Source organism: Rhodoferax ferrireducens T118 (genome assembly GCF_000013605.1).
GTDB classification, from domain to species: domain Bacteria; phylum Pseudomonadota; class Gammaproteobacteria; order Burkholderiales; family Burkholderiaceae_C; genus Rhodoferax; species Rhodoferax ferrireducens.
Genome location: NC_007908.1, coordinates 1,257,830 through 1,283,721 on the forward strand (window position 1 = coordinate 1,257,830; position 25,892 = coordinate 1,283,721).

Sequence of the window (25,892 nt, forward strand, 5' to 3'; positions counted from 1 at the left end):
TTCAATTCAAGATGGGTTCACCGCGCGCTTACGCCCGAAAGCGCGCAAGTTGTTGGCTTCAGGAGGAGGACTTGTTGTGGACTTTTGGAGCCAGTGATGCAAACTCGCAAACGAGTGGGTTTGGAGTTTGGCCGGGCATATGCCGTGTGTGGTGCCAGAAGAATGACTTCGTGATCGATTTGATATCAATCTTCCGGCCCTTTCATACCGGGGGCCACGGACATGATAAGGGTTCACGTCCTGTCATGAGTCAACAAGGGGTGTTTAGCTGCCGACTACTTCAAGTTTTCCGCTTTGCGTAAAAGTCGCTGACCATCGTCATTGGCAAAATTGGATCTCGCGTTATTGATTCGTAGCGGGTTCGCAGGTCCATTTCAGAGGATCCCCCCCCTCTAGCACCAAAACAAATATCTTCAAGTGCAAGCTGGTAATAGTCCATAGCCTCCTGCCACCCAAATCGCGGAGAAAAGAAGAGCTCTAGGGACTCGTCCAGATGAGACCTCAGTATTTCTGTCATTTCCAAATTCCCAGACATATCTGCTTGCCTATTCAGCAAAACCAGACCGGTCAATCGGTCCAAAACGACAAGTTTTTGAAAGGAAGTTTTCAAACAGTGACTGAAGCAACTGTGTTCATCCGGTCTTTCACCGCTCATCGTTGTGATCGCTTGCTTCGCGTCATGCCATGTAATTCTCTCCAGTTGGTGCTTAGTAAGAAAGACTTGGACCATCTTGTTCGCTTGGGACAAGGTCGTTGGAAGTTCCTTAATGACGCGCCAAAAATCCGCTTCATAGAGACGGATGGTTGACTCAAGCCCCGGGTGATTTGCCACGCGGGCGACGATGTCCGAGGGCTTTCTCCAATGGTTTCCACGACTGGGAATTCTGTTCTTCTTCCGGATTTCCTCAAACAGCCTCGGCCGATCTGCGCTGCTTGGCGTTTCACCCAGAGAGAATCCGAAGCGCATGTCCAATTCATAATCTGACACGCCACTCAAGTCAGAGACGGACAAGTACCAAAGTTTGACTCGCAGAATATCGGACCAATGTTTCGTTGGGCGCCCTTTTTTTGATGTTTTTTGCGGTGTCATTTCGTGGTGTGTTGAAAAGCCACATTATTCAACAACTAGCTTCGAACGTCTGGAGTTGAGAGGATGTGTGACCACATCGTACATGCCCATATTGCGTCCAGCACTTTCAACGATTTCCCCTCGCATGAACAATCCTCTTTCAACCCCGAACAGATTGAACCTTGACAAAGGGACGGACTTTCGCGCCCACGGCATCAATTTGGCGGCATGGGCAAGAGAAAAAGGCTTCAACCCGCAGCTTGTCTATTTGGTTGCAAGAGGCGAGCGCAAGTGCCTCCGGGGCCAAAGCCACATCATTGCCAAGGAGTTGGGCATGAAATAGCGCACAGCAACTAACTCACTCAAACATTGATCCCTCTGTCAGGCGTATCCGCGTCTGAATAAACAAAGGGTTGATGGGCCTGCCAGTCCATCAACCCTTGAACCTACCGGGTAGTTACAAGTCGCTCATTCACAGCGCCACTTTAGCCCCCTTGATCTGGGGCGTCAACTCCCCGTTTGTATGTTTTTGTGCACATCCATTACGCACGGCATGAGCTTGCGCAAAAAAGGGGAAATCCATGACTATGAGAATGAGCTTAAGCATTCTGGCGACGTACATTAGAGCCGGCTTCGGGTCGGGCCGCCTGCACAACTATCGACCGTGGCTGCGAATTCGCAGGCGGGCGTCGTCACCAGTCAGCAAGCAGGTCTTCTGTAATTTGACGCTCCGCCCTACGAACCATCACCTTCTGTCTGGACTGGAATACAAGACGGCACTTCTGAACTCGTGGCTAGGACCCAAGGAACTCCGTGAGTGCCTACCACTGTGGCCTGACGCACACCCTCATCCCCAAACAGGGCTGAACAGCGACATCGACGGCCTGCTGGACGAGTCGCCAGGTCTTTTAGAAATTGCGCGCGATGCAGGTATCGAACATGGGGTCTTTCCTGGTACGAAGGTTCCCTACGTCGCGAGTTGTGATCTGGTATTCTGGCTTCCGAGCAAGGGCGCATTCGAAACGCAGTTGGTATACATCAGCTGCAAACCCCTCAGTGAAATAAGGAAGCGTCAACGGGCGCGTGAACGCCTTGAACTTGAGCGCCGGTACGCGAAGGCCAATGGCGGCAGGCATGTCATCGAAACCGGTGAAAGCCTTCCTCACAAACTAATAGACAACCTGGATTGGTTGCTGCCCATGCGGCACGAAGCGCAGGAACTCAGAGTGTCATCGCAGCACAGCGACTTTTGCTCATTACTGATGGAACTGACAAAAAGCACCCCGCTGGGGGCTGCCGTCAATCAAGCCAGTGAGGCCTTTCACATTCCTGTGGCTGATGGTTTTAAGTATTTTCGGGTGGGCGTCTGGTTGCACAGGATTGACATTGATTTGAATCTGCCCGTGGTCATGTCCAAGATGATGCACCGCGACTATGGAAAGACACTAGGCCGTTGGCGCGCTCACTTCTGGGGAACAGTTGGAGTACAAAATGCAGGCCGGTGATCTCATCGTCGAACATGACGCCTGCGGCGCATCGAACCAGCGAATCATTTTCTTTGACGAAGTCACTGACACAATCTGGAAAGGAAGCATCGCTTTCATTACAGAACAGGGCCAGTCACGCCGTGCCTATTGCCCCCAGCCAAAAATTGAATCTCTGAGGGTGTTTCAGAAAAAAATCGCAGAGAATTTATTGAGTTGTGTGCCGTTCAACGTCCCGGGGGAATGGAGCTGGACCAATAAGGACTTCGAAGCTCGCGACCTCTCGATCCTCAGACGTGAAAGACGGCAGCGGTTGAAATGGAAGGCCCGCCGAGACCAAGCATTCGAACTCATTAAGCCGCTGGTCACAAAGTACACGATAGACGATATTTTGCACCAGTCTCTGCACTTGAGTTGGCCGGCACGAAGAGCACGTGAACTGGGCATGAGGTCCAGCCGGGACATTTATTGTGCATTACATAAATATCTGACGGGACTCGGCAACAAAAATGCATTGTTGCCAGCCTACGGTAATTGTGGTGGGGCCGGGAAGCAGAAATTCTTCACCACCCCTCCAGGGAAAATATCTGGAGAAATTATTAATGGCTTCAATTCGGATAAGTTGGCCCGGATCCGAATGGGCTTGGGCTGGAAAAAGCACAAGAAAGAGGGTGTTTCAGTTCGGGTGGCTTATGACAGGTTTTTGAATGAGTTTTACGCCTCGCAGGTATGTTGGAAGGATTCCATGATGAAGGTCATCCTCCTGCCGCCAGACCAATACCCCAGCGAGTATCAGTTTGCAGAATGGGGACCTCGCTACGAGGGCAACATGAGTGCCAAATCGGTGAACGATGGCGAGACATCTCACAGAAAAAAAGTGGCACTCCGCTCCGGACAATCACGAACATCAGTTATAAGCGCTGGTCTTCTTGGACAGATTGACACCACTCCGTGTGATCAAAATCTTGTCAGCGAGTCTTCGCGCTTAAAGATTCTCAGAACGCCATATAAGGCTGAATTAGCTGATTCATTTCTCGGATACATCTATGGAATTCACGTTGGCTTTGAGCATCCTTGCACAACAACAAATCTTCTTGCCATACTCAACGGCGCCAGCTCTAAAGTCGAATTTTGTGCGCGATACGGGATCAACATCCGAGAGCATGAGTGGATATCACTAACGCCCCGTCGAATTTTGGGTGATAACGGTGAAATGAAATCAGAAACCGGGTTGATTTCAATTGAAGAAATGGAGGCCTCAATTGAGTTTTGTGAAAGTTATTTTGGCGAACGAAAGGCTGTTCTTGAATCATCCAACCATCGTGGCCATGTTCACAACGATCACTTGATCCCAGGGTCCAATAAGGGACGTCAGACAAAGCGCGGAGAAAAACCACCAGGACTTGACGCATGTTTCACTTTTCAGGAATACATGCCACTGCTAATTCAATCAATTCTGTACCGCAACAATGAAGAAATCATTCCGTACCCGTTGATCGAAATGAGAAAAGACGGTGTTCGACCGGTGCGGATTGAAATGATGAAGTGGTGCATTGAGAAGGGATACGTAGCGTCCACGCCAACCGACATCGATGCGCTTCGAGTGCGCTGTTTGCCACGGCTGAAGGCCGTTTTGCATGCTGATGGCGTACATCTATTCGACCCGACAAGTGCGTATGAATGCTTGATTCCATCTCTCAGATATTCTAGCCAATGGCTTCACCAAAGTGGGGCGTTGGAGCGGGCACATACGCGTCGGCGACGCCTTGAAGTCCACGTCAACCCCTCAAATCTGCAGGAAATATGGCTAAATTTGGACGGCTTGAGGCCGCTACAAATCCAAACTCGTGATCCATATATGGCCCAGGTCACTCTATATGACTGGCTAAGCATTTCAAGTGATGACAAAGTGAAGAACTTGCTGTCGCGCCAGGAGCATCGTGAGTACCATGTCGGCCGCATAGCTACGATTGATCATGTGGCCAAAAAGGCGAGAAAGGAGAAAAAACAAGAATTTGACGCGCTCGACAAAAAGCCCTCCAAAGCCAGTCAATTGAAAGGAAAACGCCAGAACACCCACGCGGAAATGCTTGCGCAGGGTTTGTTTCCAAAACCAATGGCTAGCCAGCAGCTGAATAACATGAAGAACGAGCAGGTTGTTCCTGCGACGTTATCGGCGCAGTCCATTTCTAACCCGTCACCGAATCCAGTTCGGGATCTTCTTAGACAACTACGCCGAGGTCACCAATCATGAAAAGGAATGCCGCGGATCTATTGTCGATCGCACTCGACAATCCTCTTGTGAAGAACTTGCCGCCATTCATGAGCAATTCCCAATTGGCGGAGAAGCTTGCGAATGATCCTTTCGCCCATATCGACTGGACCTCTGTCTCGTTGGCGGATCGTGCAGTTTTATTGAACCAACTCAAGACGACGTTTTGTGTAACCGAGACATCACTTCGAATTGCAGTGGCGCTTCAGGCACTCCTGTGGGATGGATTACTGGCGCGAGACCCTTGTCAGCCTGATCAGCGTCGGATAATTTATGAAATTGCAGAATATGACTTCAAGCAGATAAAGGTGCAGCCTTGGCGACATGAGTTCATAGGTGGCATCATCATCCGTGGAATCACGGGGGTCGGCAAGTCTGCCGCAGTCAATCGATTCCTGTCGCTGTTTCCGCAAGTTATTCAACATGGAAGAAATGAATCTGCGCAGTGGGTCGAATTTCGTCAATTGGTATACCTCAAGGTCCCGATGTCCTCGGATGGCAGCCGAGGGGGGTTTCTCCAAAACTGTCTGCGAGAACTGGATGCTGCGCTGAAGACAGACTACTTTTCCAGGCATCAAGGCAAGCAATGGACTGTAGAAAGGTTGCTAGTCAATGTTCTTCACTACTTGGCCCTTCATAGATGTGGACTTTTGATCATCGAGGAAGCGCAAGAACGCAATTTGGCGGAATCCCAATTTTCACGTGATTTTCTAACCTTTTTTTTACGCTTGCTAAATCACAGCATTCCGGTTGTCATCATTGGCAATCCCTTGGCGTTTTCCATTCTTGATTCGTTTAGCCAAGATCAGAGTAGGTTTTCCGAATACGGCGACTTCAAGATCGAGCCAATATTTGATTTCAACGATGAAGAATGGAGTGACGAATGGATGGGGCATGTTTGGGGTGCGTCTATGTTGGACCAAGAAGATGAGCCAATCGAGAATCTTGCCGAACTGATCTGGGCATACACGGGTGGTTTCCCCCGAATTTTGGCAAGGTTACGGCGTGAGACCATAAATGCTGCTATTCAAACCGGTAGCACTCGTGTTTGCCGAGAACATATTGAAATCGCTAACAGGACACCATCTATGGTTGGTGCCAACAAGCTGATTTCGGCCTTCACAAATCGGAACTGGCGGGACCTTGAGCAGTTTCGGGACATTCCCATTCCAGACATGAGGCATAGGTGGGAGCAAATGAAGTTGAGCAATGCAAATCTGGATCCCTCCTCGGAAGGAAATTCGCAAGTGACTAAGGAACCGGCCAAGGTGAATGACATGCCACCGACACGCATCAGGCGAAAGAATGGAAAAAAAATTCCTCAAAAGAATCGCACTGAGTCGGTCAATGCCGTTGCTTTGGGTCAACAGTTCGAAGCCGACGACATTCGCAGCCAAGAATATGTCGACAGGCTGGGCAGGCCGGAAACAGAATGAAAGCTTCCGCCTCTTTTCCTGCAGGGGTGCCTCTTCCATTTCTTCCGATGTGGATTGAAGGCGAGACCCTATATTCTTGGGCTGCCCGCTTTCACGAACTCCAGGGAAGAACCTCAAGTAGGCAGACTGGAATTACCCTATTTGGACGAAGCCACGCTGCGGCGGACTATGCGATTCCATTAGGTGTCGCGCATTTCGCGGCGTTGACGCGTGGGCAACTCGGGTCTCCTTCCGAAATCCTTATGAAGCGGACGGCGTTGTGTGAGTTGCGACCGTTTCTTTCCATCTCATGCTGGGATTCAATGCTTAAACGATTTGTCGATACTCTGAGAAGTGAGAATACTCGACCGACTGTGGGAATTCGAGCGGGAGGCATTGGGGAACGATGCCCGCTTCGCTATTGCGGTGACTGCATCAAGGATGAACTCGCAGAGTTGGGAACGTCGTATTGGCACCTACAGCATCAATTGCAGTGCAGTGTTACATGCCTCAAACACCAAAAGCCACTTGAGTTCCCCGAGCGTCGACGAACCACTTGGTCTCTTCCTCATCACGCTAATTCATTCGCCAAATCTGCATCAGTCTCGGACAGATTTCTTGCGTCGGCATTGCTGCTCAGTCGCATTTCGGAGGTTTGTACGCAGTTGAATCCAATACACATACCGACTTTTGCGGACGCTGCGACTCGGTCCCTTCTGAATCAGGATGTCGCGACGACCGTGCCCCGACGCTGTGGGGATGCACTGTCGGCTTGGTTTTCTCAAACGCAATCAAGCCAAGTTGCCAGGGTCTACTATCCAGATCACGCAGATCTGATTTCTGGAAGGTGGATTGTTCAGTTGCTTCGGTCCCGGTGCTCAATTAAGCCAATTCACTGGCTGCTGCTGTGGGCCGCCATCCTTGAGAACGTACCGGAGGAGTTGGCCTTAAAGCAATTTGGGCTGGCCGTGAACTGCCAAGCCGTCGACTCCGAGCTGGCAGATCACTGGTCTGAATTGTCTAATCACATGCTCTATAGATTCGTGCACGCCAGGCACAGGGCATCAAATGCTTCACAAGAAGAAAGGCATGGAATTCAATGAGCTTGAGAGCACTCATAAAGGCGAGCTTGCCTGGCGCGGACGCTTCGTTCGATGAAATGCTGTAAGAAATCCGATTCGACGCCCTTTCGAATTGAGTTCGAAGGAATGAACATGACATCCCAAGGCCGCAACCAACTGACGACAGCACGCAGGTCAACGCTTGCGGTACACGCCAGCGTCCTCGCGGCGGGTAGCCGCGAACTCTACGTCGAACTCGCAGTGCCGTCCCATTTCACTGGCTCCTCAAGCTACGTGTCGGACACCGTAGCATCGCTGTTCGGTTTAATGCCGCAAGTAGTGCGATGGACCAGGGCCAATGCCTATGTTTCTGCAATTACTCGATAGCCCAAACAATCAGACTTAAAGGTTTTGACCATGACAAAAATCATCGCTTTGGACTGTGATGGCGTGTTGCTCGATTACAACCTCGCCTACGCCAAGGCTTGGGGACGATTTTCCGGCGCCCATCCGGCCGAACGGGATCCGAAGGCCTACTGGCACATCGACCGATGGGACGTTGAAAGGCTCGCGGGTGAGCGTCTGGCCCAGTTCCGAGTGCTCTTTGATGAGGACTTTTGGACCAGCGTTCCGCCGATCGCTGGTGCAGTTGAGGCCTGCCTGCGCCTGCATGACCATGGCTTCGAACTGGTCTGTGTTAGTGCGATCGATGAACATTTCGTCGGAGCTCGCCTGAAGAATCTGCGCGACCATGGCTTTCCGATCGAGCGAGTGTTTGGGACTGGAAATCAGCCAGGTCAACAAAGTCCGAAGGCTCAAGTCATTGACAAAATCAAGCCGCTGGCATTTGTCGATGATTACCTGCCGTATATGCGTGGAATCCGGAGTGAAACGCACACGGCGCTGATTTTGCGTGGACCCAACGGCAGCCCAAATATTGGGCCCGGGCTCTCGGCGGTGAGTTCCACTCATGCAGATCTCGCTGCATTTAGCGAGTGGTGGTTGGCGCAAGCGTAATCTGAGCTTTATCCTTATATTGGAGCGCCCCTTGCCGAACCTTTGCATTGGTTTTTGTGGAAATCCTCTTCTGCATACGACGGACATTCTGTTCATAGTAATCATCACGATCGTGATCGTGGTCGGTGGGTTCTGGATGGCCTTACGCCCCACGAAACCCCCGCAAAACAGAATCAACAGGCGGAAGACGTGGCCAGCGCGAACAGCAAAAATGAGGTATTGGGGACGTAGCAGGGTCAGGGCGCGTCGTTCAAGTTACCTTGGGCGCGTAAAAGACAAATCCATTCTTGATTTGAAGGGGATGTTTAGACCGCCAAATGGGACGCACGTTTCAATTGAGGATATGAATCCTTGGAAGTGATAGGCCACCATCGGAACGATGTACAGGGCCGACGATGTGAACTAGCCTCTACCTGGCAGAAAGGACGTATGGGCACTCGAACTAACAAGCAGCGAATTTGCCGATTGTTCCATGGCCGCTTCCATGGAAGATTTCTTTGGAGATCCGCTGAAGAGCAAGCCTGGCTTGACTTGGCGCCAGTGGGCCGGGAATTTGGTAGCCCGGACTATGAACGGCTTGAACAACTGGACAGCTGCCCGTTTGACGTTTTTGGGGACATGATGCTGATCTACGAATGGCTTTTCACTCCGCATCCAACACTTGACGGAATGACGCCTGATGACTGCGCCCGCAGTGAGGCGGGTCTGCAAAAGGCGCTGGACCTTCTGGCTGGACTCAAGCTTGGTGCCGCCGCTGGGCTGGCGATCACATCAAAAAATTAGGGGTAACTTGTGCCAATACGCTACACAACACGGACACCGTTTCAGTTGCGCTCTCGCGGCAATAAGAAAAGAGCATTCAACCGGGTGCGAAACCGCATAAAAAGGGCAGCGCCAGTGTTGGGCGGGAAATTCACAACCGACAGCTATATTCACGGTCAGAATGGTTGGATTGATGCCCACTTCCTCGGCACCAAGCCGCCCATTTCTTACTGTCTGGCATTGCAGACAACCACCTGTGAATATAGGGAGTTGGTCCAAAGTCGAGCGTGGGATATGTCATATGAGCTAGCCCCCGAACGGGAACTACCCCTGTTTGACAGCGCGGCAAAAGATCCAAAGACTGGACATATCGTTAGACTTCGCAGTGAACCGCTCCTGTACCCTGAGCTTGAGAATATGACGCGGCTGCAGTGGTCAAAGGCACAACACCGAAAAATTGCGGATAGCGGCGATATTCAGGTATTTGAGAAATGGACCTTGCAGCATGACTATCACCGCGGTGTTGGTCTGCACGCCACCATTGATGTCCCGTTCCTGACCATTGAAGTCATCAATGCATTCATCGACCGATTTTTGATGACCGAGACGAATTTCTATGATCCAACTCCGCACACTTATCGGTACGAACAAGTTTCGCATTGGGGTCTGGAATCCAACGCACTGATTGATCCGTTGGAGTGGGATGCTGCGCTCAAGCGTCAGGCATCTCAAGACGCGAAGGCGGTACACGATGACGCCACCCGCACTGTCGGTGCCCGTGGAGGGTTGACACGGCGACTCTTCAGCGGAATGCATGCGGTGGCTGCATTCCGGTCAGATGTCGGCCAAGCGTGAATTCCCCCAAGGGCACGGCGTCGCCCCATGACGCAGCCTTCGACACCTTGCTGGCTATTGCGCACCAGATGTTGCAAGACAACGCTGATGCGCAGGCAATGGATTTTGACGTAGTCACATGGTTGACAACGTGGATCGAGCAGCCCTTGCCTGCGCTGGGAGGGGTGACCCCTGCATCTCTGATGGTCACTCAGGCGGGGGTCGAGCTGGTTTCCGATGTATTGAAATCGATGGCATCGGGCGCGTACCGGTGACAGGAGGACGATGTGGACACGGTTTTGCCCGAATGTCACTGCTGACCGACACGGCCAGGAACACGTTTCTCAGCCTGGGCATTACTGGGGATCACGTGCTTATGCAGGGCTACTGGGGCTTGACTGGGGTTGAGGCGGCGCTGACAGGGCCAGAAGCGGTCTGGGTTGTCCACCGAGTTGCTGAATTGCTGCAATGGTCACAGATGACAGCCCTGCGGACCAAAAAATATCACTTAAGGGGTATCTGAGTTGATCCTCTTATTGGGGATAACCCTAGGGTCCGACTTGCCCGCTTACGTTCACTTCGCCTGCAACTTGTCCCCAGCAGCGGTGAATTACTTTGTGGATAACTTGATCATTTGTCCTTGATGGGGGTGTAGCTATTGGCTTTGCCTGAACTGCTCACGAAATAGGCAGCGGTTGCCACCCTGTCAAAAGCGCCTATACTGGACAAATAAACAGTATCGAGGGCAGCATGAGACAAGAGGAATTGTGGGAATGGCGCATCAAGTGGCTGGGTCAGTGGACTAGCACGATAAACGGAGTGACCGAAGCGGAAATCCGCAAGATTCATCCCGAGGCGATCCGCGTTTTGGGATCCCGCTGTGTGCGCCAGATTGCAGAGACTCCTGATGATTTGAAACTTCTCATGGGTCCTGCCACAAATGCCAGGCTGTTGGGTGTGCTGAAAAATTGTGAGGTCTGCGAGCACTTTGGCGGCTGGCATCCGATTCGCGTGGGTGAAAAGATCAGCTACCGAACGCACGGTGGGTGCCTGCGACACGGCGCGCCCAAAACCATTGCGCAGCCTGAGCAGGGCTGCGCGTATTGGTCACAGAAAGGGGAGCCCGTTCAGCCTGTGGGTGCAATCGCCTGACCAATTGAACCCTGGCCACGACAGAGGTACAGTGATCCGGCTGCGCTCACTGCCAGAGTTTGAACGACAAAGATGCAAGGACGTAAGACATGACCACCTTACAACAGGAATTTGTAAACATCGATCGGCATGACGAGCCACCAGGACTTCGCCTGACGCTGGAACTCGATGGTGCAACGCAACAGGACATCGAGCGCGGCATCAATGCCGCCAAAGGAGTCTTTGCACTGGCGCAAGTCAGTTCCTATGCAGCGGCAATCGCGGCCGATTATCAGGCGTTGGAGGACCCTGAACTGCTGCTGACAGCCGAGCAGCATGAATGGGCCGGCATTTGGTGGGATGCGCAGGAGGCGGCAGTAGCGGCGGCGTGCAGTGAACTGCCGGCAGGAGAGAAAACGTTTCTCTTCAGCCAGACCTGGGACGACGCGCCAGAACCCATTTCCGGCAATTGCATTCGCGGCACAACCTGGCTGGGTAAAGAAACACAGGAATGATCAGCCATGTGCTACTCCGCTCAAATCTGGGCTGAACACAGAAAGTACGTCAGGGCGTTCGGCGTCGAGATCGACATCAAGGAATATGTCAAACTTTTCTGGCAGCGAAATGAAAACGACCGCATCAAGGTTCCCAAAGCGATGGAGGAGTCGTTTACCGCCCCGCAAGGTGAAGACGAAGCGGCCATCAAGAGCTTGACTGACGCGTACAAGGTTCAGCAAGCCGACAAACTGGCGCAGGAGTTGTTCAAGCAACGCAAGCGACTGGCTGATGCTCAGCGCAGCCTGACGGCCAAGACCACAAAGGCGGCGACCGAGGCCACGCGAATCGCCAGCACCAAAATTGAATGGCTCTTGGCAAAATTGGCAGACTCCAGGCGCACCGAGCTGAAGGACAGCGATTCAAGAATTTATCCTGGCTACTTCGCGCCGGTGCTGATTGTGGAAAACGGCAAACGCCTTGTCCGCCCCATGCGCTACCAGTGCCGCCCGGCTGGAAAGCCAGCGGCCTACGACACCAGGTATCCGGGCACCTATAACGCAAGAAGGGACAGCCTGGAGGGCTTCTGGAAGAACCAGTTCGGCTACACACACGGGCTCATGGTCGTCAATGCGTTCTTTGAGCATGTTTCCAAGCCATTGAAGAACGCAAGTGGCGCGCAAACAGAGAGCGTGATCCTGGAGTTCAAGCCACGACCAGTACAGGACATGTTGGTCGCCTGCCTGTGGTCGCACTGGACAGGAGACGCAGGGGATGACCTTTACTCCTTCGCTGCCATCACGGATGAGCCACCAGAAGAGGTTGCAGCCGCTGGTCACGACCGCTGCATCATTCCGATCAAGCCTGAAAACATCGACGCCTGGTTGAATCCAGACCCCACCAATCTCGCGGCACTCTACGCCATCCTGGATGACAGGGAGCGTCCTTACTATGAGCACCGGCTGGCCGCATAGCGAATCGCTGGAACGATGATGGAGCCAGTGATTCCAATGATCGGGCGCATTCACACTCGCCGACTGCGAGAGGTCTACCGCTCGGCCGGCTGGCCCTGGCAGGATGTGGTCGAGATTGAACTGCTGGCGGCCGGTTTGCTCGAACGGGTTGCAGCAATCAGTGGTCATGAGTTGGTGCGAGTCACTGATGCGGGCATCAGTTGCATGGCAAGCGCGCTGCACGACAATCGGCGAGCCTTCTCCGCGCATGAGTCTCTGGTTAACCTGGTGGCGCAAGCCATGGTCCGCGACGGTCGCGTTGTCTGGACAACTCTGGAAGTGTGGGCCAGACTGCCGGCAACTCCAGAGCATTCAAGTCGCTGGAAGATCTGCAAACCCGATGTCTTCTCGATCAGAAACAGCTCGCGCCAAGAATACCTTGAACCCATCGTGCACGAAATCAAGGTCAGTCGTGCCGATTTGCTCGGTGACCTCAAGCGCATGGACAAGAGAAATGCCTACCTCGATGTCGGTGGTCAGTGCTGGTACGTGCTGGGCTGTGATGCCAAAGGCAAGGCCATCGGCGAGCCCGACGAGATTCCCATGGAGTGCGGCGTTATGGTGTGCAAGCGTAACAAACTGGAAGTCGTTCGGATGGCCCCGAAACGTCCCTCACCCCAACTGCCGTTTGGTGTCTGGATGGCACTGGCCAAGGCGACACCGGTGCAGGTCTGGACCCTGGGCGAGGATGAAACAGTTGATCAGGCATCGCTGGCATAAAGTTTCAAAAAAGTCCGCCGAGAAGTCTTATTTTGCGGTGCGATGTCACAGGCAACATCGGCGAACTTCCGCTCAACAAAAGGCATTTATGGCTACAGCAATCACAAGATCAGAACTTTTTGAACTGGTTTGGTCCGAGCCGCGGACAACCTTGGCCAAGCGATTCAAACTGTCCGATGTGGCCATTGGGAAGCACTGTCGGAAGGCGAACATTCCAATGCCACCTCCAGGCTATTGGGCACGCAAGCTTGCCGGGAAGTCTTCAACCCGGCCACCACTTCCGCTACGCCTGCCAGGACAAAGAGATCAGGTGTTTTCAAGCGAAGAAGATCGTTATGGATACTTCAACCGCACAGAAGACTTGGAAGAGATATTGCTGCCTCCAGTCTTTCCTGAGTCCGCACAGCTATTGGTCGCTGACGCGGCGAATCGAATTGGCAACATTCGGGCCTGCCGGGACCTAAGCAATCCCCATCCGGGCCTAAAACGGGTACTGGCCGACGAGAATCGCCGACGCGAGGCTTGGGCGGCCCAGAAATATGCGGACTATTACAAGCCGTATTTTGATGCGCCAAATTTTCAGCGGCAACTCCGCCTCATCAACAGCATTCTTTGGGGATTTGATCGCATCGATTGCAAAGGCGAGGCCTACATCACTGAGGAATGGGTACAGGGCACAGGTCATTTGCACCTCCTTCATTGCCGCATCTGCATCGGCACCACCACTGTGGGATTTGAGTTCCTGGAGCCCACAACCCCTAAGTCGCTCAAAAAAGCGCCGCCTAGCGGCACAACTACTTTGCGAATAGCAGCGCATCCAAGCGGGCAGTCGGACTGGAGTGATCAAGCTGATTGCAAAATTGAGAAGCAACTTACATCAATCGGCGTCGCGATGTTCGAGTTGGCGGAAAATCGCTTGCGCAACTGCGCCACTCAGGCCTATGAGCGGCGACTACAGCGGCGACAAGAATTGTTGGATGCAATTGCCAGGAAAATGGCCGACGACGAGAGGAAACGGCTCGAAGCCATTGCCAAGCATCACCAAGCCAACCGTGACAATTTACGGAAAATGGCGAGGGAACATCAATCCGCTCGTGAAGTGCGCAATTTTGTCGACGCAGTACGCCAACATCCAGAATGCACCGGCGCCAATTTGAGCGCATTTTCAGAATGGGAGCGAAAAGTATTGGAGTTCGCCGACTCCATGGATCCCTTGAGTCAACCTATCGCAAACATCTTGAATTCTTTTGCGGAGCCTCCAGAAGCGGTTTTGGCAAATGGTTCAATTCTTCAATGAGTCATTCGCCTTGAACGTGCTATTCGCGACCCCTCCATGACGACCGATCATGCAGTAGGAAAACAGAGTTTTCTTGGCCGAGGCGATGGTCTCTGCACCAGCCAGCCTGCCATCTGGAATTGACCCGCTTTCACTCGATTAACATTTATCCTCAATCAGAGGCTTCCAGTGACCCCCTTGGCATACCCCAAGTCAAAGTTCGAACCCGGCGACGTGACGTACTTGAGCGCGAAAGTGGAGCGTGCGCGGTTGTCGCCCTCGGCTCTCAATGGATTTTTCAACGTGACAAGAAGGTGGAGGCTCAAAAGTGACGTAGCGCGAGAGTTGCTTGGGGGCATTTCCAGAAGCACTTTTTACGATTCGAAGAGAAGCCCCGACCGGTTGCCCCCCTGTGTCAGACTAGTTGTCGCCCCTAGAATTTATTTTTTGATTGGGATCTACAAAGCGCTTCACGGTCTATACGGCGACAAGCTGGCCGATGAGTGGGTTCTGCTGCCGAACAGAAATGTACTCTTTGGCGGTCACCCACCTCTTCAGTACATGGTTTTGCGCGGCCTGATCGGAATGCAAACGGTGCTCTGACTTCTCCGTGCCCGGGGCGCTGAGACGTGAGCCAGCACTATTCCCACCAAGTTCCGAACTTTCTGCGTGCATACAACAGCAATGCGATTTGCACCAGACCGGCAAGCGGAGTGGGGTGTACTGCCCACCGCCGTCTGAGTGGTGGAGGTCCAATTGCTTGAATTGGTCCAGAGGAATTGTGGATGCTCAGTTGTTTCAACTGACTGACTGACCCGACAGCCGACAGCCGCCATTCGCGAGGAGCCGCAAGGTGCCCATAGCCGCCGGCCACGGAAAGACAGAGCTGACATTCATTTTCGAGTTGGGAAAGAGACAGCGGACATTCGAGGACCAGGCATCAACTTTCGGTTTGGCTGTCTCTGAAGCAGCGGACGTTCAACGATGTCCCCCAAATGGGGGATATACAAACACTTTCTCGACCGTCAGAATCGCAGCGTAACCAGAGATTCGAGGGCGTGGTCTACTGGGCTATAGTCGGGCAACAGTGACAGAATTTCACCAGGATAGGCGACACTGTTCAAATGGGACGGAAATGACTTCAATATCTATCGCAGTTGGCGCAAACCTAGGCCCCATGCGCCTCACCGCGTTGTTGGTCAACGGCGTCCTCAGTGGGCATCCCCGGATATCCCGTCATCTAGTATGGGAACGCCAAGATAGGCGCTCGGCTACATCACGTTAGTCGTCTGCCCCTCTAAGTACACCCATGGACATTAAACAAGTTCTACAGGCACGCGCAAACAGACGCACTCGCGTCGAGCGGCCATTCGCGAACTTCTTTGAGATGGTTCAACAATGCGTCGCCGCTGGTCACTTGATCCTCAGCGGCTCCCTAGATCCAAAGATCACCACTCTTATCGAAAGGTCGGCTGTGATCTCAACCGTCACGGCGATAGAGGTCTACTACCGGGATATCCTTGATTTCATTTTTCGGTACTGCACGACCACGTTCTTTGAGCCGCATCTCAAGCAACTCTTCCCGGAAAAGTTTGATATTTCAGATCTTCTGGAGGTCTACCGTCACCAAGTTCATCCGTTGGAACTCGTCGCAGCAGCCCAGTCGTTTCAGAACGCCGATCGAATTGACAAGGTCTTCTCGAAGTTTCTTAGCAAAGGGGGCTTATGGGAAAGCGTCCTCCAACTTCAAGTTCGAGTAAAGGGCGATCCAGCCACGGAAAGCTCATTCACTCGCGACGAATTAGTTGCGCTCAGGCGAGTGTTCGATCTACGGCACGAGTTGGTGCACGACCCCGCGCGTCGCTCCTTCTTCACCGAACAGACAGTGGAGGATCTTTGGGCTGCGACTCATATGATCTTTGGCTCGGACATCGTGCTCACACAAGTCATACAAGCCAATCGCGATCCTGCACTAGCCAATGACGCAGACACCTAGCCATTCCGTCGAGAGGGGCCGCAACCTTCGCAGCTTCGCCGCTACGGCGGCCCCTCACGTCAGACGTTGGGCCGCATAGCCAACAACTACGCCCGCGAGATATCTTAGGGTTAAGGAACAGACTGAAATGAATAGCAAGACATCTTTACTCGCGGCGCGGATTCGCCAGTTCGGCCAGCGCTTGGGCAGAGTTTTGTCACGCCTTGTCGAAGGCTTTTGGTGGCCGCCAGCGGCTCTACTTGTGGTGGCTATCTACTGGTTTTCGGTCGCGAGCGGTATTCCTACACCTGTCGAACAGACTGTGGAAAAGTACGGGGTATATGGTGACAGCTTTGGGCGACTCACGTCACTCTTCACAGCGCTCGGTTTTGGCGGCCTAATCATCACGCTGTTGCTACAGCAGCGGCAAATTCGTAAGCAGGAAGAGGCTGTCAAGCACAACCGGCAGAAGGAGGAGAAGGGTCGCTATGAAGAGATCTTGTTCAGGCTGTTGGATATTTACCGCCAGACCCTCTCGGAGGTTCGTGTAGGGGAGGCAACGGGTCGCGATGTTCTGCGAAAGGCCTTGGACAGGGTAGATGCTGGTGTCGTGGAGGAGGGTGTGAACGGTATGTCGCGAGACCTGCATGGCAGATGGGATAGCGGATCTCTCACAGAGAACGACATGCAACGCATCGACTACCTGCACTTCCGAAACTTCAAAATTGTGGGGGCAGAGATACATCCTCAAGCCCGCTTAGTCGACACTTTCGAGGTTCTGCTTGAGCACATGGTGCGTGGAGCACCGGATCATTTTCTGATTACCGCCTACAAGGAATTGGTATTCGCTCAAGTCACCTTCCTCGAATGCCGCTATTTTTTCTTGGTGGCACTCTCCCACCCCAGCAGAGCCCGTCTTCGGGACCTCCTGGCCAGAACAGGCTTCTTTGATCGAATTTCCCGATCTCAGATTCATCGGATTCACCGTGATATGTATAAGAAGTACTGGGGTCAAGCGATAGAGCAGCGCGAATTGCCGGCAAGTATTCCGATGCCTCCCGGACGCATCAAACGTGCTCTGCGTGCACACAAAGCTGCAGGGGGCGTGCCGAAGATTACTTACACGCCCCTGGGTGTCCGTCAATCGCAAAGGGCGGTGGAGAAGGATGTCAAAGATGGTCTCCAGTGAAGTCGGTACCGCCTAACAGGTCGATCGACGCGGACGTCCTGTCGTTGGACTTCGCCCGCCTAGAGTCCGCCGATCATCTCCGACGTTGAATGTCTGCAGTCTGGAAATTTGAAAGTCGGCTTTGGGTCTTGGATTCAACCGGTCGATGCAACACTCTAGAAATTGCATAAGCAGAAGGAGTGTTGCAGATGAAGCAAAGACCCAGGATTTACTACTCTGATAGCCAGAAGGCTCTGATGTGGGAACGCTGGAAGAAGGGTGAATCCCTTCAACAGATTGCCCAGTTATTTGATAGAAACCACTCATCTATCAGCCGCATCCTGGGTGAGACTGGTGGCATACGTCCGGCGCAGCGTTGTCGTTCCCAATTTGCTTTGAGCCTGGCTGAACGCGAAGAGATATCTCGCGCGCTGGCGGCGGGACGCTCGATCCGGTCAATTGCTTGCCTGCTTGGACGTGCGCCATCAACCGTCAGCCGTGAGATCCAGCGCAACGGTGGCCAGGGCTGCTACCGCGCGACCCTGGCCGACCAGGCTGCCTGGGATCGTGCGTGTCGCCCCAAGACCTGCAAACTGGTGGAGAAGCGAAAGCTGGCGAGCCTCGTGGCTGGTAAGCTCCAATTGCAATGGTCACCACAGCAAATTGCCGGATGGTTAAAGCAGGCTTATGCGGACGACGAGAACTATCAGGTGTCACACGAAACCATCTATCGAAGTCTCTTCATACGGGCCCGTGGTGCCCTGAAGAAAGAGCTGCTGCAACATTTGAGACGCACCAGGGCCATGCGCCGTTCGCGCCAACACATCCAAAAGACAGACAACCACGGCAAAATCACCAACGCCGTGTCCATCAGCGAGCGTCCAGCCTCTGTGCAGGATCGGGCCGTACCGGGCCACTGGGAAGGCGATTTGCTGTTTGGCAGCCTCAACAACCAGATTGCGACACTGGTTGAGCGTCAGACGCGTTACGTGATGCTGGTGAAGGTTGCCCACAAAGATACCCAGACGGTCATCAATGCACTGATCAAAAACGCTCGCAAGCTGCCCCAGGAACTCTACAAGTCGCTGACCTGGGATCGGGGTCATGAAATGGCTGACCACAAGCGCTTCACACTGGCCACAGACATCAGTGTTTACTTCTGTGATCCCCAGAGTCCCTGGCAGCGTGGGAGCAATGAAAATACGAACGGACTATTGCGGCAGTATTTCCCCAAGGGAATCGATATCTCGAATTACTCACAGGCACAGCTCAATGCAGTGGCGAGAAAACTGAACGAGCGCCCAAGGAAAACTCTAAACTACGAAACGCCCGCTGAACGATTTAGCCAACTTGTTGCATCGACCGATTGAATCCAAGGTCTGTTCTTGACGATGGCGGCTGTCCCGAACAGTTTTCCAGGCCAATACGGCTTCAGACCCGTTGCCGACTTTCAGGTTTCCAACATGACGGGCAGGTCCCGATCCATAGCGGTCCTAACAAGGCGCAAATGCGCTGCCGCCTAGCTGCCATTCAGTAAAAACCAAACAAAGGCGTCTGCCTGCTTTCATAAGAGTAGCGAGCAATCCGGAGCCAAATGCCGACAGGGCGTTGAATGAAATTCAGCCTTTTCGACTGCGATGCATAAAATGATATTTAAGATTCAAATCGGAAAAAGCGATGACCACAGAAGACTTCCTGCTAGGCATGGGTGCCGACACATCATCGGCACAGAACCTGTCCATGCGACTGAGCACGGCGGACATAGAAGCCATGAACACGGGCATGCTCGAGGAACTGGGCCTAACCAAGCGCGCAACTCAGGCCATTAAAAACAAGCGGCCGCCGATCCCTGTAAAAAACCTGAGATCGGTTCTCGACGCAAACTTCTACGTATGTTGTGTCTGCAAAGACCGGAACCGCAATGTTGTTGTGCACCATATCCAACCATACGCTCAATCGAAGGATCATGCTTGCTCGAATCTGGCTGTGCTTTGCCTCATGCATCATTCGGAAGAGCACCTGACGCGCGATCAAACCCAGAACCTGACCTCGGACAAGATCGCGTCCTGCAAGAAGTCCTGGGAAGCAGAAACCATTCGAATAAAGGCAGACATTGCGACGGCGCAGCGGGAGCGTCCGTGGAATGAACCTTGTAGGTGGGATTGGGTTAACTTTCCTCGCGTGGTCGACACCCTTAGGCTCAAAGGGTTGAAGGCTGCCGATGGCTACGGCTACGACGAGTTATTCAAAAGCGGAATTGTCGACAAGTCCGGAGGATTCGTCGGTACCGATTGGCAGAATGTGAAAGTCAAGGACAACGACTATTTCAGCGCGGGCAAGCAGCAGCTTGAGATTGCTGCTCACGTGGGGCAAATGCTCGAGCTAATCGGACAGGCGGTGCCCATTTTCGATTTAACCTCTTGGCTGTCGATATGTCCCAGTTTCATTCGAGGCTGTCTAGTCGAAGGTGACTTCATCTCCGTGAAGGCGTCGTTTGTCTATCACAAAGCCTTCGACGGCGCGATGATCGCAACCGCCGAAACGGAAGCTTGGCGCATCTCGTTCGAGTTCGATCCATGGTACTGCCTCAGCAGCACCTCCCGGCTCAACTACTACACTACAACGCCTGTGAACCAATCCCTGTTCGGAATCGTTCGGTCAGTGGTATCCCAGGGCGGCAAGCAAGTTCTCAGCATTTCTCCGCTGGGCACAAGCCCAACTTTCGCGCCGCATAGGCCAAGATTCGGAGATTGGATCGATGGAACTCGGCCGACCGCAGACGGTGGGACGTAATAACCATCAGCGACGCGCAGTCAAACCGCACAACTTGACGTCCTAAACCCGAGGCTGCGCTCTGACCGGTGAAACACTGAGAGGCTCAGCTTGCTGAAAGCTGACGTTTGGGAACATCCGCAACTGGCCCACTGCAGTCTCATACGCGTCCATCGTCAATGGCTGCAATGGGCACCTTGGAGGCTCCCACCGATGACCGCAGTCGGAAAGGCTAACTTTTATGTCGGTTTGTGGTTTGTCAATCAGCACCGGTAATTGCAAGACTCAAACTGCAGCCGATCCGCCTAGGTGTTTTCCCGCCTCTCGGCGCGTCAAGCCCGAAAGGCGCTGCGCATGCTGCGACAAAAAGGCGCGCACGGCCTCAGGCCGGGTGCGGGCGTGGTCGCGTAGCGCCCAGCCTGTGGCCTTTCGGATGAAGAAATCCGTTTCGGGGGCCAACGCCAGTGCGTAATGAAGCAGTTGCGCCTCGTCGGTCTGCGCCTTCCAGCCTAGCTGGTGAAGCATGGCCACGCGGCGCACCCACAGGTTCGAATGGCTCAGCCACATATCCATGTGGCGCTGCACATCACACTGGCCCGTCCGCGCCCGCAGCAAGATGTCTCCCACCACACCAGCCAGACCATCGACCGTGTCCCACCACGATTGGCGCTGCACCAGTTGCAGCAAGCGCGCCAGGCTGTCCAGATCAAGCTGCCGGTGGTATTTGATCAGCAAGTCCACCGCCCGTAGTGGAACTCGCGCTCGGGCAGCTCCCACAGGGCTTCGGCCAGCACCAGCAGTTCGGGGGCAGTCCAGGTGTTCAACCGGGGCAAGGCGCGCAGGGCCAGGCGGCGCGGGGTGGCGCGGACGCCCAAAAACGCAAACTGGTCAAGCATGTAGGCGCGCATGGGCGCGGCCTGCAGCGCATCGGCCAGCGGGCGCAGTGCGGCTTCGATCTGCGAGAGCAGCGCTGCCACGGCTGGTGTTGTCATGCGATGTTCAGCGCGGCCGAGATGTAAGCGGCTTGCGTGGGGCGCACCAGGCGCGCTACTTCCTGCCCGTCATGCAGCAGCACCAGCGTGGGCCAGAGCTTGACGCGGTAGCTGCGCCCAAGCGGGCGACCTGGTCCATCTTCAACCTTGAGGTGGCGCCACTGCGGGTGTTGTGGCAGCACCTCGGCCAGTGCAGGCTGGGCGGCGCGGCAATGGCCGCACCAGTCGGTGCCGAATTCGAGCAGGGTCAAGCCCGGCAGGGCATCGACTTCGGCACGCGCCGGGGCTTCGGTTTCGCTGAGGTAGGGTGTGGGCGTGCTCATGCCCGGATTGTGGCTCAGGTGCTTGCAAAGGAGCGCAGGGTGTCGGGGTTGGTCAGTTGCACCATGAGCCGGTGACCAATGTCAGCCGTGCGGAATTTCCACAGCCGAAATGCCTTCAAGGGCTATCAGCGTGAAAAAGCGCAGAAAATAGCAGATTAGCCATTGAGCCGTTTTTGAATCAATACCTTGCCCATGCCGAACTCATCGCCACTTTCAGAAGGGCGCAGGTAGATGCTGCTCACAAATTCGGATTGATCAAAGCTGTTGGGGGAAAAGGGCCCAAGGCCGTCCAGGCGGCCGTCGAGACCGCTGCAAAGGCAGCTAAACGCAGGGATGCGTATGCAAAAAAGCTGAAGATCCTGGGGGTGAGCCTCAAGGATTGAGCGGGGATCAGTACGGCCGGCTATCGTCTGTTGGCCTGACAGCACTACAGCCCGCCATGAAGGACGGATCCCAGACAGGAAATTCTTGGGAATTGAACTTCCACAAAGCTGCCGTTCGCGAACGACCGCAACTGGCCCAGAACCGGGTGCTCATGTTTTTCAAGTGACCGACAGCTCCCGTTTAGGGTTGTAGGATGCCCGCCCGCGGCGGCGAGCCGTTGTCGCCCCGATCAGCAACAAAGGGAGGGCGTCGTACAAGCCGCGAGGGAGGAAACCGCGGCGAGTACCGCGGCTGTCGGAGTGATCTACACAGCTATGGGGATTTGAAGAACCACAGTGCGGTTTGATGTCGCGATTGTGGCGCTCAATCTAGCGACCAGATTGCTCAGATGACGCGCGCCAGCGTTGATACGCCAGCTTCTTTGATGGTGCGTTGAACAGGTGACTTTGGTTTCGCTCGCTGTAGCAAAGCTTACCCACGCCGACTCTGACGGATGCCGAGTCGGCAGGCGGTTTGACCATATCGAAGTTCTTGCGCTCATGGTGCAGCCTGTTCATAAGGCGGTGCCCGAATGGCCTGGCCGCGCATAAACGTTTGAACGATGATCATTGGCGCGCCGCAGCGCGCGCAGACGAAGGTCGGTCGCACAAGTTCAACTGGCTCGTCGGTGTTCTTCGCGTCGGCAACTGCAACAGGTGCGACATCGAGCAACTCACGGGCGCGTGCCAGGTTCTCTTTGCGAGCGTTGTTGGCAATAAATCCATAGTGGCGAATGCGGTGAAAGCCGGTGGGTAGAACATGCAGCAGGAAGCGGCGCATGAACTCGTCTGGCTCAAGGGTCATGGTCTTGTGCCGCGTCTTGCCCTTGTCCCGGTAATCCTTCCAGCGAAACGTGACACCGCGCTCGTCCATCGATACCAGTCGAGAGTTGGCGATGGCGACCCGGTGGGTGTAGCGCGACAAATAGGCCAGCACAGCCTGTGGACCAGCAAACGGGCGTTTGGCATAGACCACCCATTCGCAGCGTCGCATCGGTGCCAGCCATTTGGCAAATGCGCTCGCGTCGCTTAGCGCGGCGTACTCGCCGAAGAACTGCAACTGGCCGGCTTGATGCGCCTGGTCGAGTTCTTCGAGGAAGCGCCGGCGAAACAGCCGAGAGAGCACGCGCACTGACAGGAAGAAGCCCGGTTTGCACGCGACCCAACTCTGGCTGTCCTTGGTCAGACCGCCGCCGGGCACGATGCCGTGCACATGCGGGTGGTGCGTCAGTGCCGATCCCCAGGTGTGCAGCACCAGCGTTGCTGCGATCTGCGCGCCCAGATGCTTGGGGTCGGCTGCGATGGTGATCAGGGTTTCTGCTGCCACCTCAAACAACAGCCGGTAGATCACGGCCTTGTTGTAGTACGCAATGGCGCTGAGGGGTGCGGGCAAGGTGAAGACCACATGGTAGTAGTCCACTGGCAGCAGTTCGGCCTGGCGTTCTTCCAGCCAACGCTTGGCCGCACTGGCCTGGCACTTGGGGCAGTGCCGGTTGCGGCACGAATTGTACGCAATCTCGCCGTGCTCGCACGCCTGGCAGTGCAACAGGTGTCCCCCCAGCGCCGCGCTGCGGCACTGTTCGATGGCCGACATGACCTTGAGTTGACCCAGGCTCAGGTGCCCCTGCTGGCCATTACGCCAAGCCGGGCCGTGGGTACGAAAGATGTCGGCGACCTCCAGGGCGAGGCGCCCCACGGAAGGTCCCTACGCGGGCTCTAAAGTCTCCAGTGGGCTGATCACTTCGCGCAGGATGTCTGTGGCCACCTGGACGTACTGCGCCGTAGTGTCGAGCCGGTTGTGTCCGAGCAATACCTGTATCACCCGGATGTCCACTTTCTGCTCCAGTAGGTGCGTGGCAAAGCTGTGGCGCAGCGTGTGCATGGAGACGCGCTTGTCTATTCTTGCCACCAGGGCTGCTTCGTGAATGGCTCGATTGAGTTGGCGCGTGCCCAGCGACTCGATGGGATTGAGCCCCGGAAACAGCCAGCCACCGTCGAGCATCTTGCCTTGTGCACGTGCCACACGCCACCAGCAACGCAGCCGCTCCAGCAGTACGGGTGAGAGCATGGCGTAGCGATCCTTGCGTCCCTTGCCTTGTTCCACGCGCAGCGTCATGCGTTGACTGTCAATGTCGCTCACTTTGAGCGCGACCACTTCGCCGACTCGCAGCCCGGTGCCGTAGGCCAATGAAAGGGCTGTCTGGTGCTTGATATGCCCAACTGCAGCAAGCAATCTGGCCACCTCTTCCTTGCTCAACACCACGGGCAGTCGATGCGGCACGCGCACCGACTGCATCTTGGCCATGACCTCTTCACGGCCCAGCGTGATACTGAAGAAGAAATTCAAGCCAACGATGGTCGCGTTGAGCGTGATGGGCGAGGCTCCTGAATCAACCATATGCAACTGGAAGCGGCGCAAATCCTCTGCGCTGGCAGTATCGGGCGACCTGCCGATAAATCCCGCAAGCTTGCGCACGGCTCGAACGTATGCCGATTGCGTCTTGGGCGCCAGCTTGCGCAGTCGCATGTCCTCGATCATGCGTTGACGTAGTGGCGAGACGGCTTGACTTGATGACTCCATGGTTGTGCTCCTGTGGTGAACGAGGCGGAATGCCTCGATTCACAACATAGCCGCGGACTCGCCCTGCCGCAAACACCAACAAAGTCCCGAAGCACCTTACCGCGCTAGCGGTTTAGTCCATCGCTGCTCAAGAGCCGGCCACCGGCAGAGCTTGATTTTTTGGCTGAACGACCGGTATGGAGACTTCGGTTCGGCCAATGGCCGTTATGGAGCAGCAACCCGGAATACCCGCTCTTGGTCGGCAAGAGCCTACGGGCACCTTAAAGCGCTCGCCCGAAAGTTGACGCTCGGGGATTCATCAAATCAGGTTGCCGCACAACTGCCGGTCGTGGCCGCGAACAAAGTGCCCATAGTGGATGTTCGAATTCCTGCAAACCGGACGTTCAGATGACAGTGTTCAATCCCGGCGGGCTGGTCTGCGTATGTCGGTGATTTCTTGGCGGGTGACCGCTTGTGGAGTCGTCGGTGGTCGCCAAAAGGCTGGCTTTGCACTCACGCTCAAAGGACTATTTTCGGCTGGACAACGCTATCTCGGCAGCCCGTCCTCATGCCACATTGCCTCGCCATGAGCAAGCTGCTTTTGCTGAACAGGGCTAATTCCGGCGCGACCTTCATAATGGCGGGGAAGGCCCGGGGTGGCACCAGTGTGCGTCTGCAGCTCCGTGAGGCGGCGGTGGTCGCAGTCCATGATGCTCTGCGGTTACTGTATGCACATAGGCAAGTCCTTTGTGCTCCATGAACGCGAACATCCAACGGGGTTTGCGGAGAACCTTCGCTATGCCAAAAGGCGCTTCGAACGCCTTGCAGCCATCGTCACCGTGAGGCCAAAAAGCGTCAACGCCGCTCCCGCCGCGTAACCGAGCGCCGACTCCGGCACCCACCACGTCAGTAGCGTCGGGTAAATGTCCGCCAGGCTGCGCTCGACGCCCTGGCGGCCACCCAGCGACCCGATTACCGCGATGCTGACCCTGGCTGCTCGGCCGATGAGGCCAGCGACGATGAGGAACGAGCCCGTACGACACAGCGCTTTGCCGAGCGTAACGATGCGGCGTGGGTCGCGGATTATGAAGTCGAGCAACACTGAAAACATGATGTGGTCCTTTTGGATGT

Annotated in this window: 27 protein-coding genes; 20 read left to right on the forward strand and 7 right to left on the reverse strand. The window is 54.7% G+C overall.

The window, feature by feature from the left end:
* Window positions 1–280: 280 nt before the first annotated feature.
* Complete coding sequence (locus RFER_RS05890) at window positions 281–1,090, reverse strand: hypothetical protein (protein ID WP_166485676.1); 810 nt, start codon at window positions 1,088–1,090, stop codon at window positions 281–283.
* A 67-nt stretch (window positions 1,091–1,157) separates the two neighbouring features.
* Between RFER_RS05890 and RFER_RS22905 the strand changes: the two genes are divergently transcribed.
* From RFER_RS22905 to RFER_RS05980, 19 genes are all read left to right on the forward strand, one after another.
* Complete coding sequence (locus RFER_RS22905; protein WP_244095816.1) at window positions 1,158–1,412, forward strand: DNA-binding protein; 255 nt, start codon at window positions 1,158–1,160, stop codon at window positions 1,410–1,412.
* Between the two features lie 250 nt (window positions 1,413–1,662).
* A complete protein-coding gene (locus RFER_RS05895) occupies window positions 1,663–2,574 on the forward strand; it encodes a TnsA endonuclease N-terminal domain-containing protein (RefSeq protein ID WP_166485677.1) in 912 nt (303 codons plus the stop codon).
* Window positions 2,561–4,807 carry a hypothetical protein gene (locus tag RFER_RS05900; protein WP_011463480.1) on the forward strand — a complete coding sequence of 749 codons (2,247 nt, stop codon included), beginning with the start codon at window positions 2,561–2,563 and terminating at the stop codon, window positions 4,805–4,807. The genes RFER_RS05895 and RFER_RS05900 overlap by 14 nt, the downstream gene beginning before the upstream one ends.
* Complete coding sequence (locus tag RFER_RS05905; RefSeq protein WP_011463481.1) at window positions 4,804–6,261, forward strand: AAA family ATPase; 1,458 nt, start codon at window positions 4,804–4,806, stop codon at window positions 6,259–6,261. The genes RFER_RS05900 and RFER_RS05905 overlap by 4 nt, the downstream gene beginning before the upstream one ends.
* A 47-nt stretch (window positions 6,262–6,308) precedes the next feature.
* A complete protein-coding gene (locus RFER_RS25095; protein ID WP_425057086.1) occupies window positions 6,309–7,343 on the forward strand; it encodes a TniQ family protein in 1,035 nt (344 codons plus the stop codon).
* A gap of 375 nt (window positions 7,344–7,718) precedes the next feature.
* Entirely contained in the window at window positions 7,719–8,318 is a 600-nt protein-coding gene (locus tag RFER_RS05910) for an HAD family hydrolase (RefSeq protein WP_011463483.1), read from the forward strand.
* A gap of 429 nt (window positions 8,319–8,747) precedes the next feature.
* Window positions 8,748–9,101 carry an antitoxin Xre/MbcA/ParS toxin-binding domain-containing protein gene (locus RFER_RS24840; RefSeq protein ID WP_084795447.1) on the forward strand — a complete coding sequence of 118 codons (354 nt, stop codon included), beginning with the start codon at window positions 8,748–8,750 and terminating at the stop codon, window positions 9,099–9,101.
* Window positions 9,102–9,110: 9 nt separating this feature from the next.
* Window positions 9,111–9,935 carry a hypothetical protein gene (locus RFER_RS24010; RefSeq protein ID WP_166485679.1) on the forward strand — a complete coding sequence of 275 codons (825 nt, stop codon included), beginning with the start codon at window positions 9,111–9,113 and terminating at the stop codon, window positions 9,933–9,935.
* A complete protein-coding gene (locus tag RFER_RS05925; protein WP_011463486.1) occupies window positions 9,932–10,189 on the forward strand; it encodes an MbcA/ParS/Xre antitoxin family protein in 258 nt (85 codons plus the stop codon). The genes RFER_RS24010 and RFER_RS05925 overlap by 4 nt, the downstream gene beginning before the upstream one ends.
* 475 nt (window positions 10,190–10,664) lie before the next feature.
* The gene (locus tag RFER_RS05935) at window positions 10,665–11,066 is read left to right on the forward strand and encodes a hypothetical protein (protein ID WP_011463487.1); all 402 of its coding nucleotides are present in this window, start codon (window positions 10,665–10,667) and stop codon (window positions 11,064–11,066) included.
* Window positions 11,067–11,155: 89 nt separating this feature from the next.
* On the forward strand, window positions 11,156–11,560 hold the full coding sequence (locus RFER_RS05940) for a hypothetical protein (RefSeq protein ID WP_011463488.1): 405 nt from the start codon (window positions 11,156–11,158) through the stop codon (window positions 11,558–11,560).
* Between the two features lie 6 nt (window positions 11,561–11,566).
* A complete protein-coding gene (locus RFER_RS05945; RefSeq protein ID WP_011463489.1) occupies window positions 11,567–12,514 on the forward strand; it encodes an SOS response-associated peptidase family protein in 948 nt (315 codons plus the stop codon).
* Window positions 12,515–12,532: 18 nt separating this feature from the next.
* Window positions 12,533–13,273 carry a hypothetical protein gene (locus RFER_RS05950; RefSeq protein WP_049765728.1) on the forward strand — a complete coding sequence of 247 codons (741 nt, stop codon included), beginning with the start codon at window positions 12,533–12,535 and terminating at the stop codon, window positions 13,271–13,273.
* On the forward strand, window positions 13,242–14,570 hold the full coding sequence (locus RFER_RS05955) for a hypothetical protein (protein WP_166485680.1): 1,329 nt from the start codon (window positions 13,242–13,244) through the stop codon (window positions 14,568–14,570). The genes RFER_RS05950 and RFER_RS05955 overlap by 32 nt, the downstream gene beginning before the upstream one ends.
* Before the next feature lie 168 nt (window positions 14,571–14,738).
* Window positions 14,739–15,152, forward strand: a complete 414-nt coding sequence (locus tag RFER_RS25100) for a hypothetical protein (RefSeq protein WP_011463492.1) — start codon at window positions 14,739–14,741, stop codon at window positions 15,150–15,152.
* Between the two features lie 706 nt (window positions 15,153–15,858).
* Window positions 15,859–16,545, forward strand: coding sequence for a hypothetical protein (locus tag RFER_RS05965; protein ID WP_011463493.1), 687 nt, complete (start codon window positions 15,859–15,861; stop codon window positions 16,543–16,545).
* A gap of 127 nt (window positions 16,546–16,672) precedes the next feature.
* A complete protein-coding gene (locus RFER_RS05970; RefSeq protein ID WP_011463494.1) occupies window positions 16,673–17,713 on the forward strand; it encodes a hypothetical protein in 1,041 nt (346 codons plus the stop codon).
* Window positions 17,714–17,901: 188 nt separating this feature from the next.
* Window positions 17,902–19,062, forward strand: a complete 1,161-nt coding sequence (locus RFER_RS05975; protein WP_011463495.1) for an IS30 family transposase — start codon at window positions 17,902–17,904, stop codon at window positions 19,060–19,062.
* Between the two features lie 307 nt (window positions 19,063–19,369).
* Window positions 19,370–20,485: an HNH endonuclease signature motif containing protein gene (locus tag RFER_RS05980; RefSeq protein WP_011463496.1), complete on the forward strand. Its 1,116-nt coding sequence runs from the start codon at window positions 19,370–19,372 to the stop codon at window positions 20,483–20,485.
* A 264-nt stretch (window positions 20,486–20,749) separates the two neighbouring features.
* On the opposite strand, the gene RFER_RS05985 is transcribed toward RFER_RS05980, so the two are convergent.
* Genes RFER_RS05985 through RFER_RS05990 form a run of 3 tightly spaced genes read right to left on the reverse strand, consistent with a single transcriptional unit; the run spans window position 20,750 to window position 21,779 of the window.
* Window positions 20,750–21,205 (reverse strand): DNA alkylation repair protein, encoded by a 456-nt coding sequence (locus tag RFER_RS05985; RefSeq protein WP_341799110.1) that lies wholly within the window; start codon window positions 21,203–21,205, stop codon window positions 20,750–20,752.
* The gene (locus tag RFER_RS25020) at window positions 21,193–21,456 is read right to left on the reverse strand and encodes a DNA alkylation repair protein (protein ID WP_341799111.1); all 264 of its coding nucleotides are present in this window, start codon (window positions 21,454–21,456) and stop codon (window positions 21,193–21,195) included. Before RFER_RS25020 ends, RFER_RS05985 begins: the two co-directional genes overlap by 13 nt.
* Window positions 21,453–21,779: a thioredoxin family protein gene (locus RFER_RS05990; protein ID WP_011463497.1), complete on the reverse strand. Its 327-nt coding sequence runs from the start codon at window positions 21,777–21,779 to the stop codon at window positions 21,453–21,455. Before RFER_RS05990 ends, RFER_RS25020 begins: the two co-directional genes overlap by 4 nt.
* Window positions 21,780–21,952: 173 nt before the next feature.
* Between RFER_RS05990 and RFER_RS05995 the strand changes: the two genes are divergently transcribed.
* Entirely contained in the window at window positions 21,953–22,162 is a 210-nt protein-coding gene (locus tag RFER_RS05995) for a hypothetical protein (RefSeq protein WP_041790251.1), read from the forward strand.
* Window positions 22,163–22,700: 538 nt separating this feature from the next.
* Here the strand turns inward: RFER_RS05995 and RFER_RS06000 are convergent.
* The 3 genes from RFER_RS06000 to RFER_RS06015 form a co-directional block, all read right to left on the reverse strand.
* On the reverse strand, window positions 22,701–23,897 hold the full coding sequence (locus RFER_RS06000; RefSeq protein WP_011463499.1) for an IS91 family transposase: 1,197 nt from the start codon (window positions 23,895–23,897) through the stop codon (window positions 22,701–22,703).
* A 9-nt stretch (window positions 23,898–23,906) separates the two neighbouring features.
* Complete coding sequence (locus RFER_RS06005) at window positions 23,907–24,782, reverse strand: tyrosine-type recombinase/integrase (protein WP_011463500.1); 876 nt, start codon at window positions 24,780–24,782, stop codon at window positions 23,907–23,909.
* Window positions 24,783–25,557: 775 nt separating this feature from the next.
* Window positions 25,558–25,872 carry a hypothetical protein gene (locus RFER_RS06015; protein ID WP_011463501.1) on the reverse strand — a complete coding sequence of 105 codons (315 nt, stop codon included), beginning with the start codon at window positions 25,870–25,872 and terminating at the stop codon, window positions 25,558–25,560.
* Window positions 25,873–25,892 lie beyond the last annotated feature (20 nt).

Bases quoted from the DNA above. Each gene is read 5' to 3' on its own strand.
- RFER_RS05895 (WP_166485677.1), top strand. From the start codon at position 1,663: ATGAGCTTAAGCATTCTGGCGACGTACATTAGAGCCGGCTTCGGGTCG.
- RFER_RS05950 (WP_049765728.1), top strand. From the start codon at position 12,533: ATGGAGCCAGTGATTCCAATGATCGGGCGCATTCACACTCGCCGACTG.
- RFER_RS05905 (WP_011463481.1), top strand. From the start codon at position 4,804: ATGAAAAGGAATGCCGCGGATCTATTGTCGATCGCACTCGACAATCCT.
- RFER_RS05990 (WP_011463497.1), bottom strand. From the start codon at position 21,779: ATGAGCACGCCCACACCCTACCTCAGCGAAACCGAAGCCCCGGCGCGT.
- RFER_RS05955 (WP_166485680.1), top strand. From the start codon at position 13,242: ATGAAACAGTTGATCAGGCATCGCTGGCATAAAGTTTCAAAAAAGTCC.
- RFER_RS05980 (WP_011463496.1), top strand. From the start codon at position 19,370: ATGACCACAGAAGACTTCCTGCTAGGCATGGGTGCCGACACATCATCG.
- RFER_RS06005 (WP_011463500.1), bottom strand. From the start codon at position 24,782: ATGGAGTCATCAAGTCAAGCCGTCTCGCCACTACGTCAACGCATGATC.
- RFER_RS05890 (WP_166485676.1), bottom strand. From the start codon at position 1,090: ATGACACCGCAAAAAACATCAAAAAAAGGGCGCCCAACGAAACATTGG.
- RFER_RS05970 (WP_011463494.1), top strand. From the start codon at position 16,673: ATGAATAGCAAGACATCTTTACTCGCGGCGCGGATTCGCCAGTTCGGC.
- RFER_RS25095 (WP_425057086.1), top strand. From the start codon at position 6,309: ATGTGGATTGAAGGCGAGACCCTATATTCTTGGGCTGCCCGCTTTCAC.
- RFER_RS24840 (WP_084795447.1), top strand. From the start codon at position 8,748: ATGGGCACTCGAACTAACAAGCAGCGAATTTGCCGATTGTTCCATGGC.
- RFER_RS05940 (WP_011463488.1), top strand. From the start codon at position 11,156: ATGACCACCTTACAACAGGAATTTGTAAACATCGATCGGCATGACGAG.
- RFER_RS05975 (WP_011463495.1), top strand. From the start codon at position 17,902: ATGAAGCAAAGACCCAGGATTTACTACTCTGATAGCCAGAAGGCTCTG.
- RFER_RS05910 (WP_011463483.1), top strand. From the start codon at position 7,719: ATGACAAAAATCATCGCTTTGGACTGTGATGGCGTGTTGCTCGATTAC.
- RFER_RS05965 (WP_011463493.1), top strand. From the start codon at position 15,859: ATGGACATTAAACAAGTTCTACAGGCACGCGCAAACAGACGCACTCGC.
- RFER_RS25020 (WP_341799111.1), bottom strand. From the start codon at position 21,456: ATGACAACACCAGCCGTGGCAGCGCTGCTCTCGCAGATCGAAGCCGCA.
- RFER_RS05935 (WP_011463487.1), top strand. From the start codon at position 10,665: ATGAGACAAGAGGAATTGTGGGAATGGCGCATCAAGTGGCTGGGTCAG.
- RFER_RS06015 (WP_011463501.1), bottom strand. From the start codon at position 25,872: ATGTTTTCAGTGTTGCTCGACTTCATAATCCGCGACCCACGCCGCATC.
- RFER_RS05900 (WP_011463480.1), top strand. From the start codon at position 2,561: ATGCAGGCCGGTGATCTCATCGTCGAACATGACGCCTGCGGCGCATCG.
- RFER_RS05945 (WP_011463489.1), top strand. From the start codon at position 11,567: ATGTGCTACTCCGCTCAAATCTGGGCTGAACACAGAAAGTACGTCAGG.